Raw genomic sequence first — 22009 nt, forward strand, 5'->3', positions numbered from 1 at the left:
CGAAGAGCATGATCGAGATCAAGAACATCGACAAGCCCGACGAACGCCGCGACTTCCCGCACGGCCATCTCGAGGTGCTGGGGCTCAGCGGCCTCAGCTTCGGCGTCATCACGCTGGAACCGGGGTGGAAGTGGTCGGAGTCGGTCGGGCCGATCGCCGGCACCGAGCTGTGCGAGGTCCACCACAACGGCTTCGTCGTCCAGGGCCGCATCCGCCTGCGCATGCGTGACGGCACCGAGTCCGAGGTGGGCCCCGGCGACGTGTTCGTCTGCCCGCCCGGCCACGACGCCTGGGTGGTGGGCGACGAGCAGGCCGTGGCCTACGACTTCGCCGGCGGCGCCGACGAGTACGCCAAGGCCCCGTCCGACTGAGACGGCCGTTCCGTGTACGGCGGAGCGGTCTGCTCCGCCGTACCTAGGCGGGCGAGCTGCGCCCGTCCGGGACCTGCACGAGTGCCAGCGGCTTGACGATCCGCCGCACCACCACCGGCCCCGCGAGCAACCCCGCCGCGAACACCAGCAACGTCACCCGCATCCCCGCCCACGTGGCCAGCGCACCCGCCAGCACCGCCCCCAGCGGGCTGGCTCCCCACGTGATCCAGCGCGCCGACGCCGCCAGCCTCCCCTGCATCTCGGGAGGTGTCAGCAGCTGCCGCAGGCTCTTCTGCACGCTCTGGAAGACGATCGCCGCCACCAGCAGCAACCCCCACGACACCCCCAGCACGATCTGACCGGCCAGGCCGGGCCCGATCAGGCCGATGGGCGCCACGAAGAGCGGGTACGCGAGTGCCGCACCGATCAGCACCCGCGCCATGCCGTACCGGTCGGTGAGAGGTCTGGCGAGCATGCCGCCGGCCAGGCCGCCCAGCATGCTGGCACCGAAGACCAGGCCGAGCGCCTGGCTCGACCAGCCGAGCTCGCGCGCCAGGTAGGTGATCTCCAGCGCTCCCGTCCCCGCCAGGCAGAAGCTGATCGTCGCCATGCCGAACAGCAGGGGGCCGATCACCGGGTGGCGCACGACGTACCGCAGCCCCTCGGCGATCTCGCGGCGCAGTCCCCTACGGTCACGGGGCTCCGGATCCGGTTCCTGGGTGCGGATGAAGGCCATCGTCGCCGCCGCCGCCAGGAACGAGGCCGCGTCGACGAGCACCGCCTTGGCCGGGCCGAGGAGGCCGATCAGCACCCCGCTCAGGGCGGGGCCGGACATGCCCGAGACGGTGATCGTGGTGGTGAGCTTGGCGTTGCCCTCCATGATCCGTTCGGGACCGAGGATGAGCAGCGGGTAGGTCTGGTAGGCCGGGGAGTAGAACACCTCGCAGATGCCGGCGAGCAGGGCGACCGTCCAGAGGTGCGCGATCGTGAGCACGCCGGCCATCGCGGCCAGGGGCAGGGTCAGCATGATCAGGCCCGAGAGGGTCAGGCTCCAGATCATGATCGGCCGCTTGCGCCACCGGTCGGCCAGCGCCCCGGCCGGCAGCGACGCGAACAGCACCGGGGCCTTCCTGGCGGCCGTCAGCAGACCGAGCTCCATCGGGGAGGCGTTGAGCAGCAGCCCCGCGATCAGCGGGATGGCGAGGGTGGACACCTCGCTGCCGAGCGCACTCGTCGTCTGCCCCGCCCATAACAGACGGAAGTCGCGGTGCTTCGAAAGTTTCAGGGTCGAGAGTGGCCCGCTCCTCATGTTCTACCTGGTGATTCGGAGTGACATGCCGGACTTCGGTGGGCATGAGGTTGACAGGGTGTAGATAGTTTCATGACTCTACCGATAATTTCTGTCCTCACGGGAAGGTAGCCGCTCTTGAACGACATCCCCTGGATCCGGCGACTCGTGCGCAGCGCCTGCGTCATGGCGCTCATCCTCGCCGCGATCACTCTGCCCAGCGGCGCCCACGCCGACACGACCATCACCTCCAACCAGACCGGCAACGACAACGGCTATTTCTACTCCTTCTGGACCGACAGCCCCGGCACGGTCTCCATGACCCTCTCCACGGGAGGCAACTACCGGACCTCGTGGAGCAACACGGGCAACTTCGTGGCCGGCAAGGGCTGGAGCACGGGCGGTCGCCGTAGCGTGAGCTACTCGGGGAGCTTCAATCCCTCGGGCAACGCCTACCTGACGCTCTACGGGTGGACGCGCAATCCGCTCGTGGAGTACTACATCGTCGACAACTGGGGCACCTATCGACCCACCGGGACGTACAAGGGCACCGTGACCAGCGACGGCGGGACGTACGACATCTACCAGACGACCCGCTACAACGCCCCCTCCATCGAGGGCAACCGGACGTTCAACCAGTACTGGAGCGTGCGCCAGTCCAAGCGCACCGGCGGGACGATCACCTCGGGCAACCACTTCGACGCCTGGTCCAGGAACGGCATGAGCCTGGGCAGCCATGACTACATGATCATGGCGACGGAGGGCTACCAGAGCAGCGGCAACTCCAACATCACCGCCGGCGGGTCCGGGGGCGGCGGAGGTGGTGGCGGCGGTTGTACGGCGACGCTCTCCGCTGGGCAGCAGTGGAGCGACCGCTACAACCTCAACGTGTCGGTCAGCGGCTCCAGCACGTGGACCGTGACCATGAACGTGCCCTCACCGGCGAAGATCATCGCCTCGTGGAACATCAGCGCCGCCTATCCCAGCGCCCAGGTGCTGACGGCCAGACCCAACGGGAGCGGCAACAACTGGGGGGTGACGATCCAGCACAACGGCAACAGGACCTGGCCGACGGTGTCGTGCAGCACGGGCTGACTCCGGGGGTGCGCCGGTCCCGACTGTTGTCACGTCTGAGGAAACACTGTATCCATCAAGGATGAGGATGCGGTGGGATGTGATCGTGGTCGGGGCCGGACCCGGCGGGCTGGCGTGCGCCATCGCCGCGGCGGACGCGGGCAGCCGGGTGCTGGTGCTCGAGCAGGCCGCCGACATCGGCGGGGCGCTGCCGTACTCCGGAGGCCACCTGTCGGCGGGCGGCTTCTCGGCGCAGCGTGAGCGCGGGATCGAGGACGACCCGGAACGGCATTATGCGGACATCGTGCGCATCAACCGGGGGACGGGGCGGGAGGACCTGACGCGGTTGTCGCTGGCCGAGCAGCCAGCGGTGCTGGAGTGGCTGGCAGGGGGCGGGTTCGTCGCCGACCCTGGGACGCCGCGCATCGTGTACGGGCACGAGCCGTACACGACGCCGCGCACAGTGCACGCGACGGAGACACCCGGCGGGCCCGCGGTGCTGGCCGCGCTGCGGCGGCTGCTGGAACCGCACGTGGCGAGGGGGCGGGTGCGGGTGCTGTGTGGGACGGCTGTCGCGGAACTGCTGGTGGAGGACGACTCGGACGGAGGCGCGCCCACTGGTGGCGGCGGCCCCCTCGATGACGGCCCTCTCGGCGGCGGCCCTCTGGATGGCGACCCTCTCGGCGGCGGCTCCCCTGAGGGCGACTCGCTGGGTAAGGGCTCGCTTGGTTGCGGCGTCCCCGGTGACGGCCCTCTCGATGGCGCCCTTGTCGATGGCGGATCCCTTGGCGGCGGATCCCTTGGCGGCGGATCCCTTGGCGGCGGATCCCCCCGCGGTGGCTCCCTCGGCGGCGGCCCTCTGGATGGCGGCCCTCTCCGCCCCGACCCCCTCCGCCCCGACCCCCTCCGCCCCGATCTCCCCGGCGGCGGCCCCCTCGGTGGCAGCGTCGACGGTGACGCCCTCGCAGGTGGCCCCGCCGACGGCGGCATCGTCGTCAGAGGCGTGATCACCGCGGACGGGCGGCGGTGGGAGGCGGCGGCCGTCGTGCTGGCGACCGGCGGGTTCGGCTTCAACGCCGACCTCTTCGCCGAGCTGGAAGGCGCACCACTCACCACCTCGGCCGCACCCACCTCCACCGGGTCCGGGCTCCTGATGGCGAGGCGGATCGGCGCAGGGCTCCAGGGCACGGGGCGATACCTGCCGACCTTCGGCGGCCTCCCGCCCGAGTCCGACGACGATCCGCGCGTCGACTGGATACACCGCCCCCACCTGGTGGCCCAGGAACGCCCGCCGTGGGAGATCTACGTCGACCGGCACGGCCGGCGCTGGGTGGCCGAGGACGAACCGAGCATCGACCGCAAGGAACGGGCTCTCATGAAGCTGGAGCGGATGACGTTCTGGATGATCTTCGACGCCCGGGCATTACGCGAGTCACCCCCGATGGTGCACGGGTGGTCACCGCAAGAGCTGGACGCCGCGTGCGGGCACCGGCGCGGGGTGCATCGGGCGGGAACGCTGGAGGAGCTGGCGTCGCTCGCGGGAATCTCGGGCGTCGGGCTCGCCGAGCAGGTACGGCGGTACAACGCGGCGGTGAGGGAGGGGGTGGACGAGGACTTCGGGCGCACCCATCTACCGGCGGTGATCGGTGAGGCGCCGTTCTACGCGATCGAGAACCGGCCGGTCACGTTGATCACCTTTGCGGGGGTCGACGTGGATGAGCGGCTGCGGGTGCGGCGGGCGGACGGGCGGGTCATTCCCGGGCTGTACGCGGTGGGTGAGGTGATCGGGTCGGCGGCCGTCAACGGAAACGCGTTCTGCTCGGGGATGTGCCTCACGCCGGCGATGGCGTTCGGGCGCCTGGTGGGACGATCACTCGGCAGTGGAGGCGGCGAGATCGACGGCTCAGCGGCCTCAGCGGCTTCCTTGACTTCAGCCGCCTCAGTGCCTTCAGCCGCCTTTGTGGCCGAAACGGAACCCGGCCGCGCGGAGTCTGGCCGATGAGACCGGCACCACCGGAAGCCGGATCTGGCTGCGATAGGTAAGCAGCGGCAGCCCTTCCGCATCGCAGATGGCGGCGAACGCCTCGGCATTCGTGGGCGGGATCTCCGCGTCAGGGTAGGCGTTGTACACGCCGGTCAGCCCCTCGGTCACCACGAACGTGAGCGCCGCGGCGGCGTCCCGGTAGTCGATGCGGTAGAGCAGCGCATCGGGAGCGAACGGCACGGCACCGCCCATGTGGCTGTGGGCGAAACGCACCCGCGCCGGATAGTCGAGGTCCGCAGGATGCCCATGGACGTCGGGGATGCGCACAACGGCGCCACCCGGACTAGCCAGGACCGCTCGCTCGGCGGCGAGATAGGAGCGCGGTGAGGGGTCGGAGCTGTCGGTGGTGGGTGCGCTCTCGTCGAGTACGGCATCAGCGCCCACGGGATGTTCCCCAGCGTCGGCAGCAGAAGTCACGTCCCCAGCGGCGCCATTCGATACGCCGCTGCCGTACACCGACCCCGAACTCGCGAACACCACCCTGTCATGCACCGCCACCGCCGTACGAGCCGTCGTCACCAGCGTGTCGGTGTACTCCGCCTCCCTCGCCGCGGCGTCGACCGCTCTGGCCAGCCGCGGCCCGACCGTCAGCACGACCGCGTCGGCCCCGTCCACGGCCCGCGCGACCGCCTCGCGGTCGCTGCCGCGCAGCACCACCACCTCGGCACACACCGCGGCCAGCTCGCCCACTCGCCCAGGTGTCGTGGTCGTCCCCACCACGACATGCCCGGCACCCGTCAGAAGCCGGGCGAGCTCGAGCCCCACATGCCCGCACCCGATGACCGCGCACCGCACGAAGCACCTCCGGAGGGAAACAGCGTTTCACTCCGGACGATTGTGCGGTGTCACGTCACCACAAGCAACCGTTCTCAGGGAGCGACCAGGACCGGAGTCCCCAGCGGCATGCGCGCCAGCACCTTCAGCGCGCTCGCGGGCACCCGGATGCACCCGTGCGTGACCGCCTTGCCGAACACCTTCTTGTCCGGCCACCCGTGGAAGGCCACCGTGCCGGGCCCGCCGCCGAACGTGTCGAGCGTCGGCGAATGGGTGCCCAGCGGCAGGATCAGCGGGCTGTACGTCTTCTTCTTCGGCGACATCAACGCCAGCATGAAGGTCCGGCCCGTCGGGGTCGGCGTCTCGGGCCCGCCGATCGCGACCGGCCAGGTTCCGATCTTCTTCTTGCCCTTCATCACGATCAGCTGCTTGGTGCTGAGCGTCACGATCGCCCGGTGGCTGCTGCGCGCCGTCTTCAGCCCCTTGGACTTGATCCAGCCGGTCAGGTGGTTCGGCTTGCTGGGCAGGAGCACCCGGTACCAGCCCTTGCGCGACTCCATCACCGGCACCCAGGTCTGGCTGCCGAGCTGCTTGGCCGGCAGAGTGGCCACAGGCTTGGCGCCACCCGGCTGCGCGTAGACGTAGACCGTGCGAACCGGGTGTACGACGAAGCCGCTCAGCTTGCCGTACAGGTCGGTGTCGGCGGGAAGCCCAGCCAGCGTCGTGAAGGTTGTCGCCTGGGGCAGCTTGGCGACCGCCTCGGTGGCGGCGGCGTTCGTCACGGGCGCGGCGGCGACACCGGCGGGGGTCGAGGCGACGAGGCTGGCGGCGACGAGCGCGGCGCCGATCAGTCGGCGGGGGGCAGCGAGGGGCACGATCGGCTCCAGAGTTGTACGGCACAGACGACACGAACGCCTAACCGTTTGACCCTGCTGTATAACGTTTTGGAACGTTTGAGGGGCGTGGGTCAACGGATGCGTCATTCTTGCATAGATGAGTCCCGTGAGACTCAGCTCTACTTCCTCCCGAGGTGCGGTCGTGACACCCCCAAGACTCTCTTCCTTCAGTCGCCGGCTCACGGCGACGCTCATGCTCGCGGCGGGGGCGCTCGCAGCGCTCGTCGTCTCCACCAGTCCCTCCGCCGGAGCGGCCCTGGGGACCACGCCCGGCGACAACGGCACCGTCAAGGTCCACGAGTCGACGACTCCCGAGGACGACCCTCGCGACGAGCCCAAGGTGTGCGTGTTCTATCTGGTCGGGTCGGGCTTCGACAAGGTCCAGTCGGTGAAGTGGGAGATCAAGACCCAGCCCGGCAAGGAGGACCTGGTCAAGAGCGGCACGCTGACGCTCGACGCCAAGGGCCACGGCCGCACGGCCGACATCGACCTGCCTGACGGTCAGTACAAGCTGTACTGGGACTTCGACGGCAGCAACGGCGCCCCCAAGCACAAGGTCTTCAAGGTCCAGTGCAAGGAAGAGCCGACGCCCACGCAGACGCCCACCTCGACGCACACCCCCACCACGTCGCCGACCTGCGGCTGCACGCACACCCCGAAGCCGAGTCACACCCCGACTTCGACCCCCACCACCACCCCCACCCAGACGCCCACTCCCACGTACACCCCGACGCCGACCCACACTCCGACCCCCACCCCGACGGTGACGCACACCGGCGGCAAGGGCACCACGGTGACCAACACCTGGGTCGACTGGAGCGAGGACGTGCCGGAGACGGACGAGACCCCCACGCCCGCCCCGACCCCCACGCCGGTGAAGACTTCCGTCCCCGTCACCGGCTGACATTCGGAGCATGAACGAAGCGAGGGCCCGGATCGGTACACGATCCGGGCCCTCGCCTTTGCCCGGCCACAACCCCCGACGAACCGGCATCCCTCTTCCTAGGCTGCGCGTCATGGACAAGAGCCGAGCATCTCTCCGGACACCAGACGTCACCAGAGCTCTTGACCCGGTGCTCACCACCCTGCGCAATGTCGGACTCCGACGCGATGGATGCATCGGAATCGGGCCATGGCGGCACCACGTGTGGATCGGATGCGGATCACAACAGGTTCCCCGTGGCCCGTCTGGGACGGCGAGCCGTATCAGCTCGCATGAAGCAGAGCAGATCGATACGAACCCCTTCTCGATCATCTGAGCACGCCACATCTGGGACCGACTCGGCCGCCCGAACCGCAGAGCCTGACTCATCCCGGGCACCCAGGCCATTGCAGCGATGACCTAGAAGAGGCTAGACATTCTGGTGTCAGGCTGGACGCACGCACCGGACCGATCGAGGGCGGCGATGACCGACACTCCCGACAGTGACAGGTTCCCCACGACGATCCCCGCGTTCATGGCGCACCTCGTCCCCCTGACCCTGATCGGGGCCACGGGATCGTGGTTACACGATAAGTACGACTGGACTGATCACGGGGGTTTCGACGCCCCGATCGTCTACCTCCTGGGCACCTTCGCAGGCGGCTCCCTCACCACCGTCGCCACCCTCTCAGCGCCCCTGCTCCTCATACGGCTGGGCCGCGTGCTTCCCCGACGTACCTACGCCCGACTCAGCCGTACCCTGCTGGCCGTCAGTCTGGCTGTGCTCGCGGTCACGTGGGCCACGCTTGAGAGCGACGCTAGCGGAGACACCTGGCCCGAGCGGCTGCTGATCGGAGTGATCACGCAATTCAGCATCTGCGGCATCTTCGGACTTGTGCACGGCGCCGTCCTCACCGGGCGAGATCGCCGGACCAGGACCGTCGATTCCTGAGCCGGCGGCTGAGGTCCCTCAGGAAGCCGCAGAGATCCGCGGGTCGCGCTAGGTGTACTTGGCCAAGATCTTGGTGACACGTGGTCGTGAGTAGCTGACCAGCAGAAAGACCTCCGGGCTTAGTGGAGTTGCCGCTTCACCAAACACACGGAGGTCTTCATGGCACACGCTAACGCCCGGCTCACCTTCCACGGCCGATGCCTGCTGGTCCGCCGTGTCGTGGAGGAAGGCCGCCCCGTGGCCCATGTCGCCGCCGAGATGGGCGTATCACGCCAATGCGGTCACCGCTGGGTCCGCCGCTACCTCGCCGAAGGCCGGGACGGGCTGAGGGAACGGCGCAGCGGACCACGCTCCTCACCCCGTCGTACCCCGCCCGAGACCGAGCAGCGGGTCCTGGCCGCCCGGGACGAGCTGCGCGCCGGCCCCGACCGGCTCGCCGCCGCCACCGGCGTGCCCGCCCGCACCATCACCCGGATCCTGCGCCGCCACGGCACGCAACCACTATCGGCGTGTGACCCGCTGACCGGTACCCCGATCCGTGCCACCCGCATGAGCAGCCGCCGCTACGAGCACCCCGCACCGGGCGACATGATCCACCTGGACGTCAAGAAGCTCGGCCGCATCCCCGACGGCGGCGGCCACCGAGTCCACGGCCGCAGCGAACAGGTCCGCGGACGCGGGATCGGCTACGACTACCTGCACACCGCCATCGACGACCACACCCGCCTGGCCTACATCGAAGTCCTGACCGATGAGAAAGGCGAGACCTGCGCCGCCTTCCTCGCCCGCGCCGCCACCTTCTTCGCCGCTCACGGCATCACCCGCATCGAGCGCGTGATGACCGACAACGCCAAGAACTACCGCATCAGCCGCGCCTTCCAGCAAGCCTGCACCGCCCTGGGCGCCCGCCAGAAATTCACCCGACCGCACTGCCCCTGGACCAACGGCAAAGCCGAACGCCTCAACCGCACCCTGGCCACCGAATGGGCCTACCGCCAGCCGTATGCCAGCAACCAACACCGCACCGACGCCCTCGGCCCCTGGCTGGACTACTACAACCATCAGCGACCCCACTCAGCCCTCGGCGGCCAGCCACCCATCAGCCGACTGTCACCAAGTCCATGACCAAGTACAGCTAGGCGTCGGCAAGGACCGCGGCGGCCTCCGCGATGTAGCCAGCACAACTACTCGATGATCGTCCTTGTTGTGATACCAGCGCCTGCCGCCTGCTTTCGGCACTCGTCTTCGCTGAGCGAACCAGGCGACCCTCGACATTCACCAGCGCTCGAAGCCGGGAGTACGCGGCCGATCTCACCATTCGGCGACGTCACCACCCGCCGTTGGATCGCCCTTCAGCTCACCGGTGACGGCCTACGGGCCGCACATGCCGCCAAAGTGCGATCACACAAAAGGCCTGATCAGAAGGGTTCAACCGGCCAAGTAAGCGCGCCCTGCAGGATTCGAACCTGCGACCGTCGGATTAGAAGTCCGGTGCTCTGTCCAGCTGAGCTAAGGGCGCCCACGCATCATTGTGCATGATCCCACACCCAGCCACGAACTCGATTACCCATCCATCTTGCGATGTATCGCGTCTCCGTACATACTCGAAGTCGAGTATTCGACCAGGAGGCCCCATGCGATCCAGGAGCAACCCCCTGGCCCTGGCCGTGCTGGCCCTGCTGTTCGAAGGGCCGATGCATCCGTACGAGCTGGCCACCACCATGCGGGAGCGCCACAAGGAAGAGAGCATCAAGCTCAACTACGGCACCCTCTACTCCGTCGTGCAGAGTCTCGACAAGCGGGGCCTGGTCAGGGTGAAGGAGGTGGTCCGTGAGGGCAGGAGGCCGGAGCGGACGATCTACGAGATCACCGAGGCCGGGCGCGTCGAGATGATCGACTGGCTGAGCTCCCTGCTCGCGACGCCGGCCCAGGAGTTCACCGACTTCGAGGCCGGGTTGTCGCTGGTCGGGGTGCTGGAGCCGGAGATCGTGCTGCGACTCCTGGAGGAGCGGCTGATGCGGCTGACCCAGCAGGTGCAGGGTCAGGAGGCGATGTACGAGTCGGCGTTGAAGGACGGGCTGGCGAGGCTGCTGCTGATCGAGATGGAGTACGTGATCACGCTGCGCCGGGCGGAGCTGGGCTGGTTGCGCGAGCTGGTCGGGCAGTTGCGCGACGGCACGCTGGAGGGGCTGGAGCTCTGGCGGGAGTGGCATCGGGAGCCGGACGAAACAACCTGACAGAACAGAAGAGCCCCGGCGCCGGTGTTGCAGCACCGGTGCCGGGGCGGAAGGTTCCGCGTGGAGGCGAAACCCTCGGGCAACCTCAGGATAGCCCTCCACGCCCTGACACCAGAAAGGGCGACCATGCCGGCGATTGCGGCACGGGGACTGGTCAAGACGTACGGCAAGCAGCGTGCGCTTGACGGCCTGACCATCGAGGTGCCCGAGGGCACCGTGTTCGGACTGCTGGGCCCCAACGGGGCGGGCAAGTCGACGACCATCAAGATCCTCACCACCCTGACCACGCCCGACTCGGGCACGGCGCACGTCGTGGGACATGACGTGACGAAGAGTCCGGGCCGGGTACGGCTGGCGATCGGCTGCGTCTCGCAGAAGATCAGCGTCGACCCGTGGGCGACCGGCAGGGAGAACCTCGTCCTGCACGGCGGGTTGTACGGCATGCGCCCGCGTGACCTGAGGCGGCGCGCGGACGAGCTGCTGGAGCGCTTCGACCTCAAAGCGGCGGCCGACCGCCTGACCAGGACGTACTCCGGCGGCATGCAGCGCAAGCTCGACGTGGCGATGGGGCTGATCCACCGCCCGAAGGTGCTCTTCCTCGACGAGCCGACGACCGGGCTGGACCCGGAGGCGCGGGCGGCGATGTGGACGGAGATCGCGGCGCTCTCGCGTGACGAGGGGCTGACGATCCTGCTCACCACGCACTATCTGGAGGAGGCCGACAAGCTGGCCAGCACGCTGGCGATCGTCGACCGGGGCCGGGTGGTGGCGCTGGGCACCCCCGAGGGGCTCAAGAGCGAGTTGCGCGGCGATGCCGTACAGGTGGAGCTGGCCGAGGCCGGCGACGCGATGCGGGCTCAGCGGGCGCTGGAGCGGCTGACGACGGAGATCACCGCGGCGGGCAGGTCGTTGCGGGCCAGGGCGGACGACGGGGCGGCGGCGGTGCCCGCCGTGCTGGCGGCGCTCGATGCGGCGGGGGTGGCGGTGCTGTCGGTGACGGTCGCCCGGCCGTCGCTGGACGACGTGTACCTGCGCCACGCGGGCCGCGTCTTCGAGGAGGTGGCGGCGTGAGCACCACGACCGTGAGGGTGCGGGGGCAGTTCGTGCGTCATGCCGGATATTTCATGACCAGGGGGTTGCGCGCTCTTCTCCGCCAGCCGATGTTCGTCGTCATCACCCTCATCCAGCCGATGATCTGGCTCCTCCTCTTCGGCCAGCTCTTCCGCCGTATCGTCGAGCTCCCCGGTTTCGGCGCCGGCGACTACCTCGACTTCCTCCTGCCCGGGGTGCTCATCATGACGGCCCTGTTCAGCAGCGGCTGGAGCGGGGCGGCGTTCGTCGACGACATGGAGCGCGGCATCATGGACCGCGTCCTGACCACCCCGGTCAGGCGCGGCGCGCTGATCACCGGATCGATCCTTCACAACGCGATCGTCTACGTGGTGCAGGCCTGCATCGTCCTGGTCGCCGCGTGGCTGATGGGCGCGACGATCGGGCCGGGGGTCCTGCTCGCCCTGGTCGCCGCGATCCTGATGGTGGCCGCGTTCGCGAGCCTGTCGAACGCGATCGCCCTGCTGGCCAGGACCACGGAGGCGCTCATCGGCGCCACGCAGTTGCTGGTGCTGCCGCTGATGTTCCTGTCGTCGACGATGATGTCCGAGCAGGTCATGCCGGACTGGATCGCGACGGTGGCGGCCTACAACCCGGTGAACTGGGCGGTGGTGGCCGCCCGCGAGGCGATGGCGGGCACCGTCGACTGGGCGCACCTGGGCCTGCTCGCGGCGCTGACGTTGCTGCTGGGCTTCGCCAGCACCCGGGCATTCAGGGCGTACAACCGGTCTCTGTAGTAAAAGCCAGATAACAACTCGCTCGCGTCTGGCAGAAAACGCCAGGCGCGAGCCCCTGAGATGGCTTTATGCTCTTCTGCCATGGTCACGGCGCTCGTGCACGAGATCCCGCTGCGAGGCGGAGACGTGACGGACGGCGTGGTGCGGATCGGCGACACCGTCCGCAGACCGGCCTGCCCGTCGACGCCCAACGTGCACGCCCTGCTCGACCACCTCCACCGCGCCGGGTTCGACGGCGCCCCGCGCGTGCTCGGCTTCGACTCACGCGGCCGCGAGGTGGTCACCTACGTCGAGGGCGTCGCGGGCCTGACCGACGACGCCGCGAGCGACGAGGCGCTCAAGGGGCTGGCCGTGCTGCTGCGCGAGTTCCACGACGCGACCGCGTCGTTCCCGCTGACGTTCGACGGCTGGGAGGGCGGCTCCAACGACGACGGGCCGCCCGAGGTCATCGGCCACTGCGACCTGACGCCCGACAACGTGATCCTGCGCGGCGCGACTCCGGTCGCCTTCGTCGACTTCGACCTGGCCCGCCCCACGACGCGGCTGTTCGACGTCGTCACCACCCTCAGGCACTGGGCGCCGATCGCCGACCCGGTCGACCGGCCCGCCGTCCTGCGCGACACCGATCCCGGCCCTCGCATCAGGCTCTTCTGCGACGCGTACGGCCTGCTGCCCCGCGAGCGGCGCCGCCTCATCGAGCTGTCGCGCCTGCGCTTCCACCGCTCCTACGCGGTCATGCGCGAGCGGGCGGCGCGGGGCGGGGCCTGGGCCACGATGTGGTCGTCGGGCGCGGGGCAGCGCATCAGGCGGGCCGCCGCATGGCTGGATGTACACGAAGATGAACTTCGTGCACATCTCGTCTAGAGCGCCCGGCGTCGAGCAGAAACACATCTCGTCTAGAGCCCTCGGCCTCGCCCTGGGCGTCGCGCTCGACGCCGCCTTCGCCGACCCGCGCCGCGGCCACCCGGTCGCGCTCTTCGGGCGCGCCGCCGCCGCTCTGGAGCGCAGGCTGTACGGCGACGCCCGCGCCAACGGGGTGGCGCACGTCGCGATCCTCGTCGGCTCGGCCACCGCCCTGGGCGTCGCCGCGGAGAAGGCCCCTCCGGCGGCCAGGACCCTGCTGACGGCCGCCGCGACCTGGGCGGTGCTCGGCGGCACGACGCTGGCGCGTGAGGGCGAGCACATGGCCGGCCACCTGGAGTCGGGCGACCTCGGCGCGGCTCGCGAGCGCCTGCCGCACCTGTGCGGGCGGGATCCCTCGCACCTGGAGGCCCCCGAGCTCGCCAGGGCGACCATCGAGTCCGTCGCCGAGAACACCTCGGACGCCGTCGTCGCCCCCCTGTTCTGGGGCGCGGTCGCGGGTGTGCCCGGCCTGCTGGCCTACCGCGCGATCAACACGCTCGACGCCATGGTCGGGCACCACTCCCCCAGGTACGAACGGTTCGGCTGGGCCGCGGCCAGGACCGACGACGTGGCCAACTACATTCCCGCCCGCCTGACGGGGTTGATCACCGTCGCCGCCGCCCCCGATCGCCGCAACGCGCTCGCCGTACTGCGCAGGGACGGCCACCGCCATCCCAGCCCCAACTCGGGCCGCTGCGAGGCCGCCTTCGCCGGCGGTCTGGGGATCACGCTGGGCGGGACCAACGTGTACGGCACGCGCGTCGAGCACCGCCCCGAGATGGGCGACGGCCGAAAGCCGGAGGTGGGCGACATCAGGCGGGCGGTACGGCTGGCGCGCCGGGTCTGCCTGGGCGCCGCGGCGGCGGCCGTAACAGTGGCGTTCGTACGAGGGCTCACAAACGCGCGACGGCGGTGAGCCAGCCGCAGTGCTCGGGGACGATCGCCGGTTCCGTCCCGTCGGGCCGCCACTGGCTGACCCAGGCCAGCCCGGGCTCGACCAGTTCGAGCCCGTCGAGCAGTTCGTGACATTCCCGGACGGTCCTGAAGGTCAGCCCGAGCCGCATGTCGCGGACCGTCGCCTGTACCTCCTGCGGAAAGCCTTCCAGGGAGCAGAGCGTGAGCCACAGGAAGCTGCCCGGTGCGAGCGCGGCGCGGTAGGCGGGGACCGGCGAGTGGGCGACCTCGTGCATCGACAACACCGCCGCGGCGACGGGCCGGTCCCAGTCGAGGAAGGTGTGGCCGAGGGCGTCCTCGGGGCGGCTGATGTCGCAGTCGGCGATGCGCACCCGGTCGGAGGTGAACAGGGCGCGGGCGTGGCCGAGGGCGAGCGGGTCGCGGTCGGCGTAGACGACACGGGCCAGGGGGTTGAGGGGGAGGATGGTCGCGTGCGGCGGCAGGGCGCTGGGCAGGCCGCTGCCGACGAGCAGGAACTGGTCGATGCCCTGGACCGCCAGGTAGCGCACCACCCGGTGCACCTGCTGGTGGTGGGCGATGAGCGCCTGCGCGGTCGTCGGGCTCAGCGCGCGGGTGCTGGCCAGGGCCGCGCGGTCGGCGCCGAGGTTCTGCTTGCCGCCGAGCGCTGCGTCGTAGATGCGTGCCGAGCTGGGTCGTGATAGCAGGTCCTCAGGCCTGTCCACTGAGCTGCTCCCTGATCTCGGCCAGCACCTCGATGGTGACGTCGGCCGGGTGGGCGGAGATGTAGAGGCGGGCGAAGGCGACGTGGTAGTCCTCGACCTGCTGCCGGTCGGAGACCATCCGGGGTCCGTGCATCATGTGCAGCGTGAGCAGGTCGGCGCGCTGCGCCTCGGGGAAGCGGGTGAGGGTGAAGGGCGCGCCCTGGTAGAGGTACTGGGTGACGGCGCTGGGCCGGGTGATCTGCAGGGTGATGCGCGGTTGCTTGGCGGCCTCGATGAGGTGGTCGATCTGGGCCAGCCGTGCCTCCACTCCTGCCAGGGGCGGGTCGAGCAGGGTCTTGCGGTCGAGCACCACCCAGAGGGTCGGCGGCTCGTCGCGGCGCAGCAGCTCCTGGCGTTTCATGATGAGGTCGGCGCCGCCGCGGAGCTGCTCGGGGGTCGCGCCGGGACGCTGGAAGGCGCGCACCGCCGCTTCGGCGTAGGCGCGGGTGTGCAGCAGGGACGGCAGGTAGTGCGGGCCGTAGCTGTAGATGAGGCTGGCGCGGTCCTCCGCGTCGAGCGCGGCGGCCATCCAGAGCGGGATGGGCGGCTCGTCGAACCAGCCGGGCGATCGTTCGCCGCGCACCAGCGACTGCAGGTGCTGGGCCTCGTGCCAGTCGTGCACGCCGTACAGGGTCAGGAGCCTGCCCACCTCCTGCTCCCCCAGCGGGTGGCGGCCGTGCTCGGCGCCGGAGACCTGGGCCAGCGTCAGCCCCACCGCTGTGGCGGCCTCCTCCATCCGCAGGCCGCGGCGCGTGCGTAACAGCGCCAGGTGGCCACCGACCAGAGTCTCTGCTTTCACTTCAACCTCCGCTGGACGAGCCATCGCAGCGTACGGCAGGCGTCACAGATTAACCCGAGAATCATTCAGATTCCTGACTTTGTAGGCTGACTGCATGACGGACCGCAAGCCCCTGGGCATGCCTTTCGAGAGCTGGATCGACAAGCAGATTCGTGAAGCGACCGAGCGCGGCGAGTTCGACGACCTGCCCGGCACGGGCAAGCCGCTGCCGGGGGCCGGTGAGCCGCTCGACGACCTGTGGTGGGTCAAGCAGAAGGTGCGCGACGAAGGGCTGAAACTGCCCCTTCCCCCGACGCTCCAGTTGCGCAAGGACGCCGAGGTGGCGCGCGAGGAGGCGCTCGGCGCCCGGTCGGAGACCCAGGCGCGGCAGATCGTCGAGGAGATCAACGCGCGCATCTCCAAGGCGCTGCGGACGGCGATGTCGGGTCCCCCGCTCAACCTGATGCCCTTCGACGCCGACGAGATCGTCAGGGAGTGGCGGGCACGCCGCAAATAATGGTTGGCCGCGCGCTCGGCCTCCTTGTTACGCTCCCCGCGACCCGTCCGGAGCCGACCCGAGGAATGGCATATGACCCAGCCCGCGCCGAGCGCGCCTTTCCACCACAGCTGAGAAACGCACGCTCGGCCTTCCTTGCCCCCTTTCTTCTTTCAGAGAGCAAGGAGCTCCGGCGTTGTCCGCACATCTCATCGACACCTTCGTCTGCGAACGCTGCGGCCTGACCGTCTCGGCCGGCGCACCCGGCGGAGGGCGTCGTGATCACTGCCCCACCTGCCTGCATTCCCTGCACGTCCTGGACCGGGTCCAGGGCGGCGCCTCGGAGTGCCGCTCACGCATGGCACCGATCTCCATCGCGGTGCTGCGCACCGGCGAATGGATGATCATCCATCGTTGTTCGCGTTGCGGAGAGCTGACGTCCTCACCGGTCCGTGAGGACGACAACCAGCTCATCCTGCTGCGCATGGCCGTACGGCCGCTGTCGAATCCGCCTTTCCCGCTCGAAGCGCTGGGCAGGTTGTGATGCCGCGCCGTAAGGACCGCGAACGGCGGCCGCAACGCAGCAAGATCAGTACGGGTCCCGACACCTTCAGGTGCGTCAGCTGCCGGCTCGACGTGCCGTTCGAGGCGCCGGGCACCGCGCATCGCAACCACTGCCCGAACTGCCTGACCAGCCTGCACCTGGACCGCCGGGTGCCGGGCGACCGTCAGGCGGCCTGCCGGGGGCGCATGCACCCGCTGAGCCTGTCGGTACGGCATGACGGCGAGTGGATGCTCATCCACGAGTGCGTCTCGTGCGGCGAGCTCAGCGCCAACAGGATCGCGGGCGACGACAACGCGCTCGCGCTGGTCCGCATGGCGGTGGCCCCGCTGATGGCCAAGCGGTAGCCCGTTCGTTCAGAGCCCGCGCCCGAGATCCACGATGAACCTCGCCAGACCCGCGCGGCGGCGGAAGAACTCGTGGAGCTCGGGCGTGGGCGGCTCGCCGAGCCGGTCCAGGGGCAGCGCCATCCAGGCGGTGCGCAGGACCAGCGAGGCGACGTAGCCCTCGTAGACCTCCTTATCCGGAAATATCGCGGAATAGGAGTCGAGGATCGCCTCGTGGATCGCGGGCAGCTCCGCCGGATCGACCAGCCCGTCGTTGGCCTGCCCGACCAGCAGCTGCCCCAGATCGAAGCCGATCACCGTGGCATAGGGCCAGCTCCAGTCGATGGCCACGAACTCGGCCGAGCCGTCCGCCGGAACCAGCAGGTTCTGCGGGCAGGCGTCGCCGTGCGCGTGGAAGTGCGGCAGCCGTTCCGACAGGGCCAGCAGGTCGGGGATGCGGTCGGCCAGAGCCAGCAGGTCCGCGTGCAGCAGCGGATCGACGGCGGCGGCGACCAGCGGATGCCGCCAGAACCCCGGATCGCGCAACGCGGGCAGGCAGGCGTTCTCGACGGGACCGGCCAGGTAGTAGCGCATGCCCAGATCGGCCTCCCTGGCCGGGCTGAGCGCGGCGAGCTCGGCCAGCAGCCGCGCCGCCCGCCGATAGCGCGGCAGGTCCCACCCTCCTGACGCCTGTTCCACGTCCTCCATCCAGATCCGCAGCCGGTCGTCGCCCAGGTCCTCGATCAGGTAGATCTCGGGCAGCCTGAGCCCCGGCGGCAGCGGCGGCGGATCAAGGTACAGGTCGGCGTCGGCACGCCACGGGTAGTGCGCGACCGCCCTGTCCCGCTCCTGCGGCGGGATCTGCTGCAGCATCGGGGCGTGCTTCATCGACTCGATCGTCTTGGACATCACCGACCACGGCCGCCCGTCGGCGGTCACGCCGCTGAAGCGCAGCAGCTCCCGCGTCGACAACGCCGCGAACCGCAACGCCTCGCGCTGGTGCCCGGCGATCTCCGCGCCAGGATCCCCCACGCACACCCTGACCACATCCCGCAGGCTCATGATCTGACGATCCCGTTCCCCGGCGCTCCCGCGCATGAGTAAGCCATACTCAAGTGTGTGGCCATTCTGCGGGCGTAGCAGCCAGGTCTCGGCGATCAGGTCGGCTTCTCACGGCATCGTCGTGGCAGGTCCGCCGGGCGCGGGCAAGAGCCGTCTGGTCTCCCACGCGCTCGGAGAGGCCGCCCCGGCCCCCGCCGCCTGGGTGCGGGCCACCGAGGCAGCCGCCGCGCTGCCGCTGGGCGCCTTCGCCGCGCTCCTGCCCGCCGAACCGCCGCAGGGCAACCCCCTCGGGTGGGCCGCAGCCGCGATCAAGGCGCCGCTCGTCGTGGTCGACGACGCCCACCTGCTCGACTCCGCCTCCGCCGCCCTGCTGCACCACCTCGTCGTGCACCGCCGTACGAGAGTCGTCGTGACCGTCCGCACCGAGACGCCCGCCCCCGACGCGGTCCAGGCGCTGTGGAAGGACGACCTGCTGCCCCGCCTCGACCTGAGCCCGCTCACCGAGGAGGAGACCGCCGAGCTCCTGGCCGCGGCCCTGCGCGGCCCCGTCGAGCCCGCGGCGGTCTCCCGGCTGTGGCGCGCCAGCGACGGCAACGCACTGTGGCTGCGCGAACTGGTGTTGTCAGGACTGCTGGCCTGTGCCGGCGGCGTGTGGCGCTGGCGCGGCGAGGTCACCATGACCCCGTCGCTGCGCGAGGCCATCGCCGGGCGCATCGGCGAGCTGACCGGCGACGAGCGCGAGGTGCTGGAGTTCCTCGCGTACGGCGAGCCGCTCGGCGCCGACCTACTGGCCGACCTGTCGTCGGAGGCGGCGGTGGAGCGCCTGGAGGACCGGGCCCTCGTGGCGGTCGACCGCGACGGCAAACGCCTGCAGGTACGGCTCGCGCACCCGCTCTACGGCGAGGTGATCCGCTCGGGATGCGGACTGCTGCGCGCTCGCGGCCTGATGCGCCGCCTGGCCGACGCCGTCGCGGCCGCCGGGCAGCGGCGCCGCGAAGACGTGCTGCGCGTGGCCGTCTGGCGCCTCGACAGCGGCGCGCCCGCCGACCCCACCCTGCTGCTCGCCGGATGCGACAGGGCGCGGGTGACCCGCGACCTGCGGCTGGCCGAACGACTGGCCAGGGCCGCCGTCGAGGCGGGAGGCGGGGCCGCGGCGAGCCTGGCCCTGGCCACCGTGCTCTTCTACAGCGACAGGTACGACGAGTCCGAGCAGGTCTTCGCCGCCGCCGACCGCCTCGGCCTGTCCCCCGAGCAGCGCATCGACTGCACCGTGCACCGCGCCTTCAACCTCTTCTTCGGCCTCGGCCGGGTCGACGACGCCTTCGCCCTCATCGACGGCGTTCGCCCCGGCGACCCCGAACTGGCCCTCGGCCTGCTCGGCACCCGCGCCTCCCTCACCGCCGCCGCCGGAGACCTGCCGGGCGCCGAGACCCTCATGCGGCGCATCGTCGCCCACGACCTCGCCCACGGCTCGCGCGGCGCCCGCGCCCACGGCGTCACGCGCGCCGCGATCCTCCTCTACCAGGCGCGCCCGTCCGAATGCCTGGAGCAGGCCGCCGCGACCGCCGCCGACATCGCCCGCGAGCCGTACGGCCTGCCCAGCCTCACCTCCAGCCTCCTCGACAGCGTCGCCCAGGCCCAGCTCGTGCTCGGCGACCTCGACGCCGCCGCCCGCACCGCCGACGAGGGCCTGCGCCTGGGCGGCGAGTTCGGCGCGTGGCCGCGCGTGATCCACCAGTTCGGCGCCCAGCAGGCCCGCGTCCTGCGCATGCGCGGCAAGGTCCGCGAGGCCCATGACCGCGCCCGCGAGGTCTGCGCCTCCCTGCCGGAACGCGGCCCGCTCGCCGGCCCCTGCCTCGGCGAACTCGCCCACGCCCAGGCCCTGCTCGGCGACGTCGCCGGCGCCGCAGAAACCCTGGAACGCGCCGACACGATGGCCCTGCCCGTCGGACCCCCGTACATCTTTCCCCTGGAGACCGCCCGCGTGTGGTCGCTGGCCGCGCGCGGCGACCTGTCGGGGGCGATATCGGCGTCGCTGGCCCTCGCCTCCGCGACGCTGCCCTGCTACGAGGCCTTCGCCCTGCACGACGTCGTACGGCTGGGCCAGGCAGGACTGGTCGCGGCGCGCCTGGACGCATCCCGGGCCGAAGGGCCGCTCCTGGCCACCTTCGTCCGGCACGCGCACGCGCGAGACGGCGGCGCGCTGGTGGAGGTGGGAGGAGAGTTCGAGCGACTCGGCTGCGCGCTCTACGCGGCCGAGGCGTACGCCCAGGCCGCCGTGGCCCACCGCCGCGCAGGCGCCGCCCGCGCCGCCCGCGCCGCCGAGACCCGAGCCTGGCAGGTGGCCCAGGGGTGCCAGGGAGTGCGGACACCCGCGCTGATGGGGCTGGAGCTGCCCGACCTCACGCCACGGCAGCGGGAGATGGCACTGCTGGCGGCGCAGGGGCTGAGCAACCGGGAGATCGCCGAGCGGCTGGTGCTGTCGGTGCGGACGGTGGCCAACACGCTGGGGGCGGTGTACGAGCGGACGGGGGCGCGGGACCGGCGGGAGCTGGCGGAGTTGTTGATGGGGAGGGAGTGAGGTCCGGAGTTGGGCCACGATGCCAGCTGGGCCCAACAGCGCCCGTCGTTTGGAGCGTCATGGCGCCAAGAGGCAATTTTTCGCAGCCCACACCAGGAACTGTCCGCGGCAGAACGGATAACGCGCGCCGCTCGCCATTAACGCGTCCACGAACCCCGAGGCGGAGCCGCCGTCCAGCACACCGGCTCGGATGCCTTCGGCGATGACCCAGAGTGTGCCGTGTACGTCCAGCCCTTCCTGCTTGGCAGCGATGCGGGCGTCACGGTCATCCGTGATCGCGGTAGCGCCATGGGCTTCAGCCCAAGCCAGAACTGTCGCCTCGCCGCGGTTGTGGGCGTTACAAGAGAAGACGTTCACCCACCGGGCCAGCAGAACGAGCTCGGCCAAGCCGTCGACGTGGACTACTTCCAACCAGTCCTGACCGGCGAGGGTCAGATCATTGCCAGCCAGTTCCTGCAGAACCGCCGCCGTGGTTACGTTGCGCCAAGAGCTGACGATCGAACCCAAGACGTCGAGCCGGTCAGCCACCGCGGCGTGATGCAGCGCGGAGGCATCCCAGACGAAGGTTCGGGGAGGAGTCGTCATGGCGTGCAGGGCATCGCCTCTCGAAGGGGAAGGTCTTCGTCAGTGAGAGGCTCCCGGAGCAATTCGGCTACTCGCGCCGCGTTGATCCGCCGCTGTCGCCAGCCTGCCAGAACGGCCATGCGCCAGTTGGGCCCGGTCTCACCAATGATCAGATCGGGCTCGGGCACACGACCCAGGACAGCCAGAAAGTCCCCGCGAACCGGGGTGGCCGCACGTAGACTTTGGCGCTCGGCTGCCCCGATCAGGCCAAGCTGGTACGCCGTCGCAACCGCCACCGACCATGACACGCGGTAAGTGCCGGAGACCGCGATCAGCCGGGTGCGGACGTCGGCGTCGCCGCGGCACTGCCATTGGGCGGTCACAGCATCTTCGGGTAGGAGCAGAGCGGAAGCGAAGGCGTCGATGATGCGTTCGCGGTCATCCACACTCGCGGCCACGCTGACATCAGTGTGGTAGACGTCCTGGAGCAGATGGTGGCCCAGTTCGTGGGCGGCGGTGAAGCGGGGGGGGGGGGGGGGGGGGGGGGGGGGCCCCCCCCCCCGCCCCCCCCCCCCCACCCCCCCCCCGCGCGGGGGCGCCCCCCCCCCACCGAGAGGCCCACCCAAAACACACACCAAACGAACCGCCAAGCACTC

Annotated in this window: 23 protein-coding genes and 1 tRNA gene; 15 read left to right on the forward strand and 9 right to left on the reverse strand. The window is 70.3% G+C overall.

Annotated features, from left to right (window positions below; all coding sequences use genetic code 11):
* Nucleotides 1-8 precede the first annotated feature (8 nt).
* Complete coding sequence (locus ACIBH1_RS13925) at nt 9-371, forward strand: cupin domain-containing protein (RefSeq protein ID WP_397314082.1); 363 nt, start codon at nt 9-11, stop codon at nt 369-371.
* A 43-nt stretch (nt 372-414) separates the two neighbouring features.
* On the opposite strand, the gene ACIBH1_RS13930 is transcribed toward ACIBH1_RS13925, so the two are convergent.
* Nucleotides 415-1680 (reverse strand): MFS transporter, encoded by a 1266-nt coding sequence (locus tag ACIBH1_RS13930; protein ID WP_397314083.1) that lies wholly within the window; start codon nt 1678-1680, stop codon nt 415-417.
* 165 nt (nt 1681-1845) lie between these two features.
* Between ACIBH1_RS13930 and ACIBH1_RS13935 the strand changes: the two genes are divergently transcribed.
* Together ACIBH1_RS13935 and ACIBH1_RS13940 are read left to right on the forward strand one after the other, a co-directional pair.
* Nucleotides 1846-2754 (forward strand): glycoside hydrolase family 11 protein, encoded by a 909-nt coding sequence (locus ACIBH1_RS13935; RefSeq protein ID WP_397314662.1) that lies wholly within the window; start codon nt 1846-1848, stop codon nt 2752-2754.
* 61 nt (nt 2755-2815) lie between these two features.
* Complete coding sequence (locus tag ACIBH1_RS13940) at nt 2816-4735, forward strand: FAD-dependent oxidoreductase (protein WP_397314084.1); 1920 nt, start codon at nt 2816-2818, stop codon at nt 4733-4735.
* Here the strand turns inward: ACIBH1_RS13940 and ACIBH1_RS13945 are convergent.
* Together ACIBH1_RS13945 and ACIBH1_RS13950 are read right to left on the reverse strand one after the other, a co-directional pair.
* On the reverse strand, nt 4682-5572 hold the full coding sequence (locus tag ACIBH1_RS13945) for an NAD-dependent epimerase/dehydratase family protein (RefSeq protein ID WP_397314085.1): 891 nt from the start codon (nt 5570-5572) through the stop codon (nt 4682-4684). The two genes, ACIBH1_RS13940 and ACIBH1_RS13945, sit on opposite strands and share 54 nt — an antisense overlap.
* Nucleotides 5573-5646: 74 nt before the next feature.
* On the reverse strand, nt 5647-6426 hold the full coding sequence (locus ACIBH1_RS13950) for a L,D-transpeptidase family protein (protein WP_397314086.1): 780 nt from the start codon (nt 6424-6426) through the stop codon (nt 5647-5649).
* Between the two features lie 163 nt (nt 6427-6589).
* Between ACIBH1_RS13950 and ACIBH1_RS13955 the strand changes: the two genes are divergently transcribed.
* The 3 genes from ACIBH1_RS13955 (at nt 6590) to ACIBH1_RS13965 (ending at nt 9446) form a co-directional block, all read left to right on the forward strand.
* The gene (locus tag ACIBH1_RS13955) at nt 6590-7351 is read left to right on the forward strand and encodes a hypothetical protein (RefSeq protein ID WP_397314087.1); all 762 of its coding nucleotides are present in this window, start codon (nt 6590-6592) and stop codon (nt 7349-7351) included.
* 502 nt (nt 7352-7853) lie between these two features.
* On the forward strand, nt 7854-8321 hold the full coding sequence (locus tag ACIBH1_RS13960) for a hypothetical protein (RefSeq protein ID WP_397314088.1): 468 nt from the start codon (nt 7854-7856) through the stop codon (nt 8319-8321).
* A gap of 159 nt (nt 8322-8480) precedes the next feature.
* The gene (locus ACIBH1_RS13965) at nt 8481-9446 is read left to right on the forward strand and encodes an IS481 family transposase (RefSeq protein ID WP_397314089.1); all 966 of its coding nucleotides are present in this window, start codon (nt 8481-8483) and stop codon (nt 9444-9446) included.
* A gap of 320 nt (nt 9447-9766) precedes the next feature.
* On the opposite strand, the gene ACIBH1_RS13970 is transcribed toward ACIBH1_RS13965, so the two are convergent.
* Nucleotides 9767-9840, reverse strand: a tRNA-Arg gene (locus ACIBH1_RS13970).
* Between the two features lie 115 nt (nt 9841-9955).
* Here ACIBH1_RS13970 and ACIBH1_RS13975 point away from each other — a divergent pair.
* The 5 genes from ACIBH1_RS13975 (at nt 9956) to ACIBH1_RS13995 (ending at nt 14224) form a co-directional block, all read left to right on the forward strand.
* Nucleotides 9956-10558, forward strand: coding sequence for a PadR family transcriptional regulator (locus tag ACIBH1_RS13975; protein ID WP_397314090.1), 603 nt, complete (start codon nt 9956-9958; stop codon nt 10556-10558).
* Between the two features lie 126 nt (nt 10559-10684).
* Complete coding sequence (locus ACIBH1_RS13980) at nt 10685-11629, forward strand: ATP-binding cassette domain-containing protein (RefSeq protein WP_397314091.1); 945 nt, start codon at nt 10685-10687, stop codon at nt 11627-11629.
* Nucleotides 11626-12405 carry an ABC transporter permease gene (locus ACIBH1_RS13985; protein ID WP_397314092.1) on the forward strand — a complete coding sequence of 260 codons (780 nt, stop codon included), beginning with the start codon at nt 11626-11628 and terminating at the stop codon, nt 12403-12405. The genes ACIBH1_RS13980 and ACIBH1_RS13985 overlap by 4 nt, the downstream gene beginning before the upstream one ends.
* 81 nt (nt 12406-12486) lie before the next feature.
* On the forward strand, nt 12487-13269 hold the full coding sequence (locus ACIBH1_RS13990; RefSeq protein WP_397314093.1) for a phosphotransferase: 783 nt from the start codon (nt 12487-12489) through the stop codon (nt 13267-13269).
* The gene (locus ACIBH1_RS13995; protein WP_397314664.1) at nt 13244-14224 is read left to right on the forward strand and encodes a cobalamin biosynthesis protein; all 981 of its coding nucleotides are present in this window, start codon (nt 13244-13246) and stop codon (nt 14222-14224) included. Before ACIBH1_RS13990 ends, ACIBH1_RS13995 begins: the two co-directional genes overlap by 26 nt.
* Here ACIBH1_RS13995 and ACIBH1_RS14000 read toward each other — a convergent pair.
* Both ACIBH1_RS14000 and ACIBH1_RS14005 read right to left on the reverse strand, forming a co-directional pair.
* Entirely contained in the window at nt 14202-14945 is a 744-nt protein-coding gene (locus ACIBH1_RS14000; RefSeq protein ID WP_397314094.1) for an SAM-dependent methyltransferase, read from the reverse strand. The genes ACIBH1_RS13995 and ACIBH1_RS14000 overlap by 23 nt on opposite strands.
* Entirely contained in the window at nt 14932-15783 is an 852-nt protein-coding gene (locus ACIBH1_RS14005) for a helix-turn-helix domain-containing protein (RefSeq protein WP_397314095.1), read from the reverse strand. Before ACIBH1_RS14005 ends, ACIBH1_RS14000 begins: the two co-directional genes overlap by 14 nt.
* Nucleotides 15784-15877: 94 nt before the next feature.
* On the opposite strand from ACIBH1_RS14005, the gene ACIBH1_RS14010 reads away from it, so the two are divergent.
* The 3 genes from ACIBH1_RS14010 (at nt 15878) to ACIBH1_RS14020 (ending at nt 17167) form a co-directional block, all read left to right on the forward strand.
* Nucleotides 15878-16279 carry a DUF1992 domain-containing protein gene (locus ACIBH1_RS14010; RefSeq protein ID WP_181612350.1) on the forward strand — a complete coding sequence of 134 codons (402 nt, stop codon included), beginning with the start codon at nt 15878-15880 and terminating at the stop codon, nt 16277-16279.
* A gap of 175 nt (nt 16280-16454) precedes the next feature.
* On the forward strand, nt 16455-16802 hold the full coding sequence (locus ACIBH1_RS14015) for an RNHCP domain-containing protein (RefSeq protein WP_397314096.1): 348 nt from the start codon (nt 16455-16457) through the stop codon (nt 16800-16802).
* A complete protein-coding gene (locus tag ACIBH1_RS14020; RefSeq protein ID WP_181612352.1) occupies nt 16802-17167 on the forward strand; it encodes an RNHCP domain-containing protein in 366 nt (121 codons plus the stop codon). The genes ACIBH1_RS14015 and ACIBH1_RS14020 overlap by 1 nt, the downstream gene beginning before the upstream one ends.
* Nucleotides 17168-17176: 9 nt before the next feature.
* Here ACIBH1_RS14020 and ACIBH1_RS14025 read toward each other — a convergent pair whose 3' ends face one another.
* Nucleotides 17177-18208 (reverse strand): hypothetical protein, encoded by a 1032-nt coding sequence (locus tag ACIBH1_RS14025; RefSeq protein ID WP_397314097.1) that lies wholly within the window; start codon nt 18206-18208, stop codon nt 17177-17179.
* 121 nt (nt 18209-18329) lie between these two features.
* On the opposite strand from ACIBH1_RS14025, the gene ACIBH1_RS14030 reads away from it, so the two are divergent.
* Entirely contained in the window at nt 18330-20789 is a 2460-nt protein-coding gene (locus ACIBH1_RS14030; RefSeq protein WP_397314098.1) for a LuxR C-terminal-related transcriptional regulator, read from the forward strand.
* Between the two features lie 57 nt (nt 20790-20846).
* On the opposite strand, the gene ACIBH1_RS14035 is transcribed toward ACIBH1_RS14030, so the two are convergent.
* Together ACIBH1_RS14035 and ACIBH1_RS14040 are read right to left on the reverse strand one after the other, a co-directional pair.
* Nucleotides 20847-21374, reverse strand: coding sequence for a hypothetical protein (locus ACIBH1_RS14035; protein ID WP_397314099.1), 528 nt, complete (start codon nt 21372-21374; stop codon nt 20847-20849).
* Nucleotides 21371-21988, reverse strand: coding sequence for an ImmA/IrrE family metallo-endopeptidase (locus ACIBH1_RS14040; RefSeq protein WP_397314665.1), 618 nt, complete (start codon nt 21986-21988; stop codon nt 21371-21373). Before ACIBH1_RS14040 ends, ACIBH1_RS14035 begins: the two co-directional genes overlap by 4 nt.
* Between the last annotated feature and the right edge of the window lie 21 nt (nt 21989-22009).

Source organism: Nonomuraea sp. NPDC050663 (assembly GCF_044456985.1).
Lineage (GTDB): Bacteria > Actinomycetota > Actinomycetes > Streptosporangiales > Streptosporangiaceae > Nonomuraea.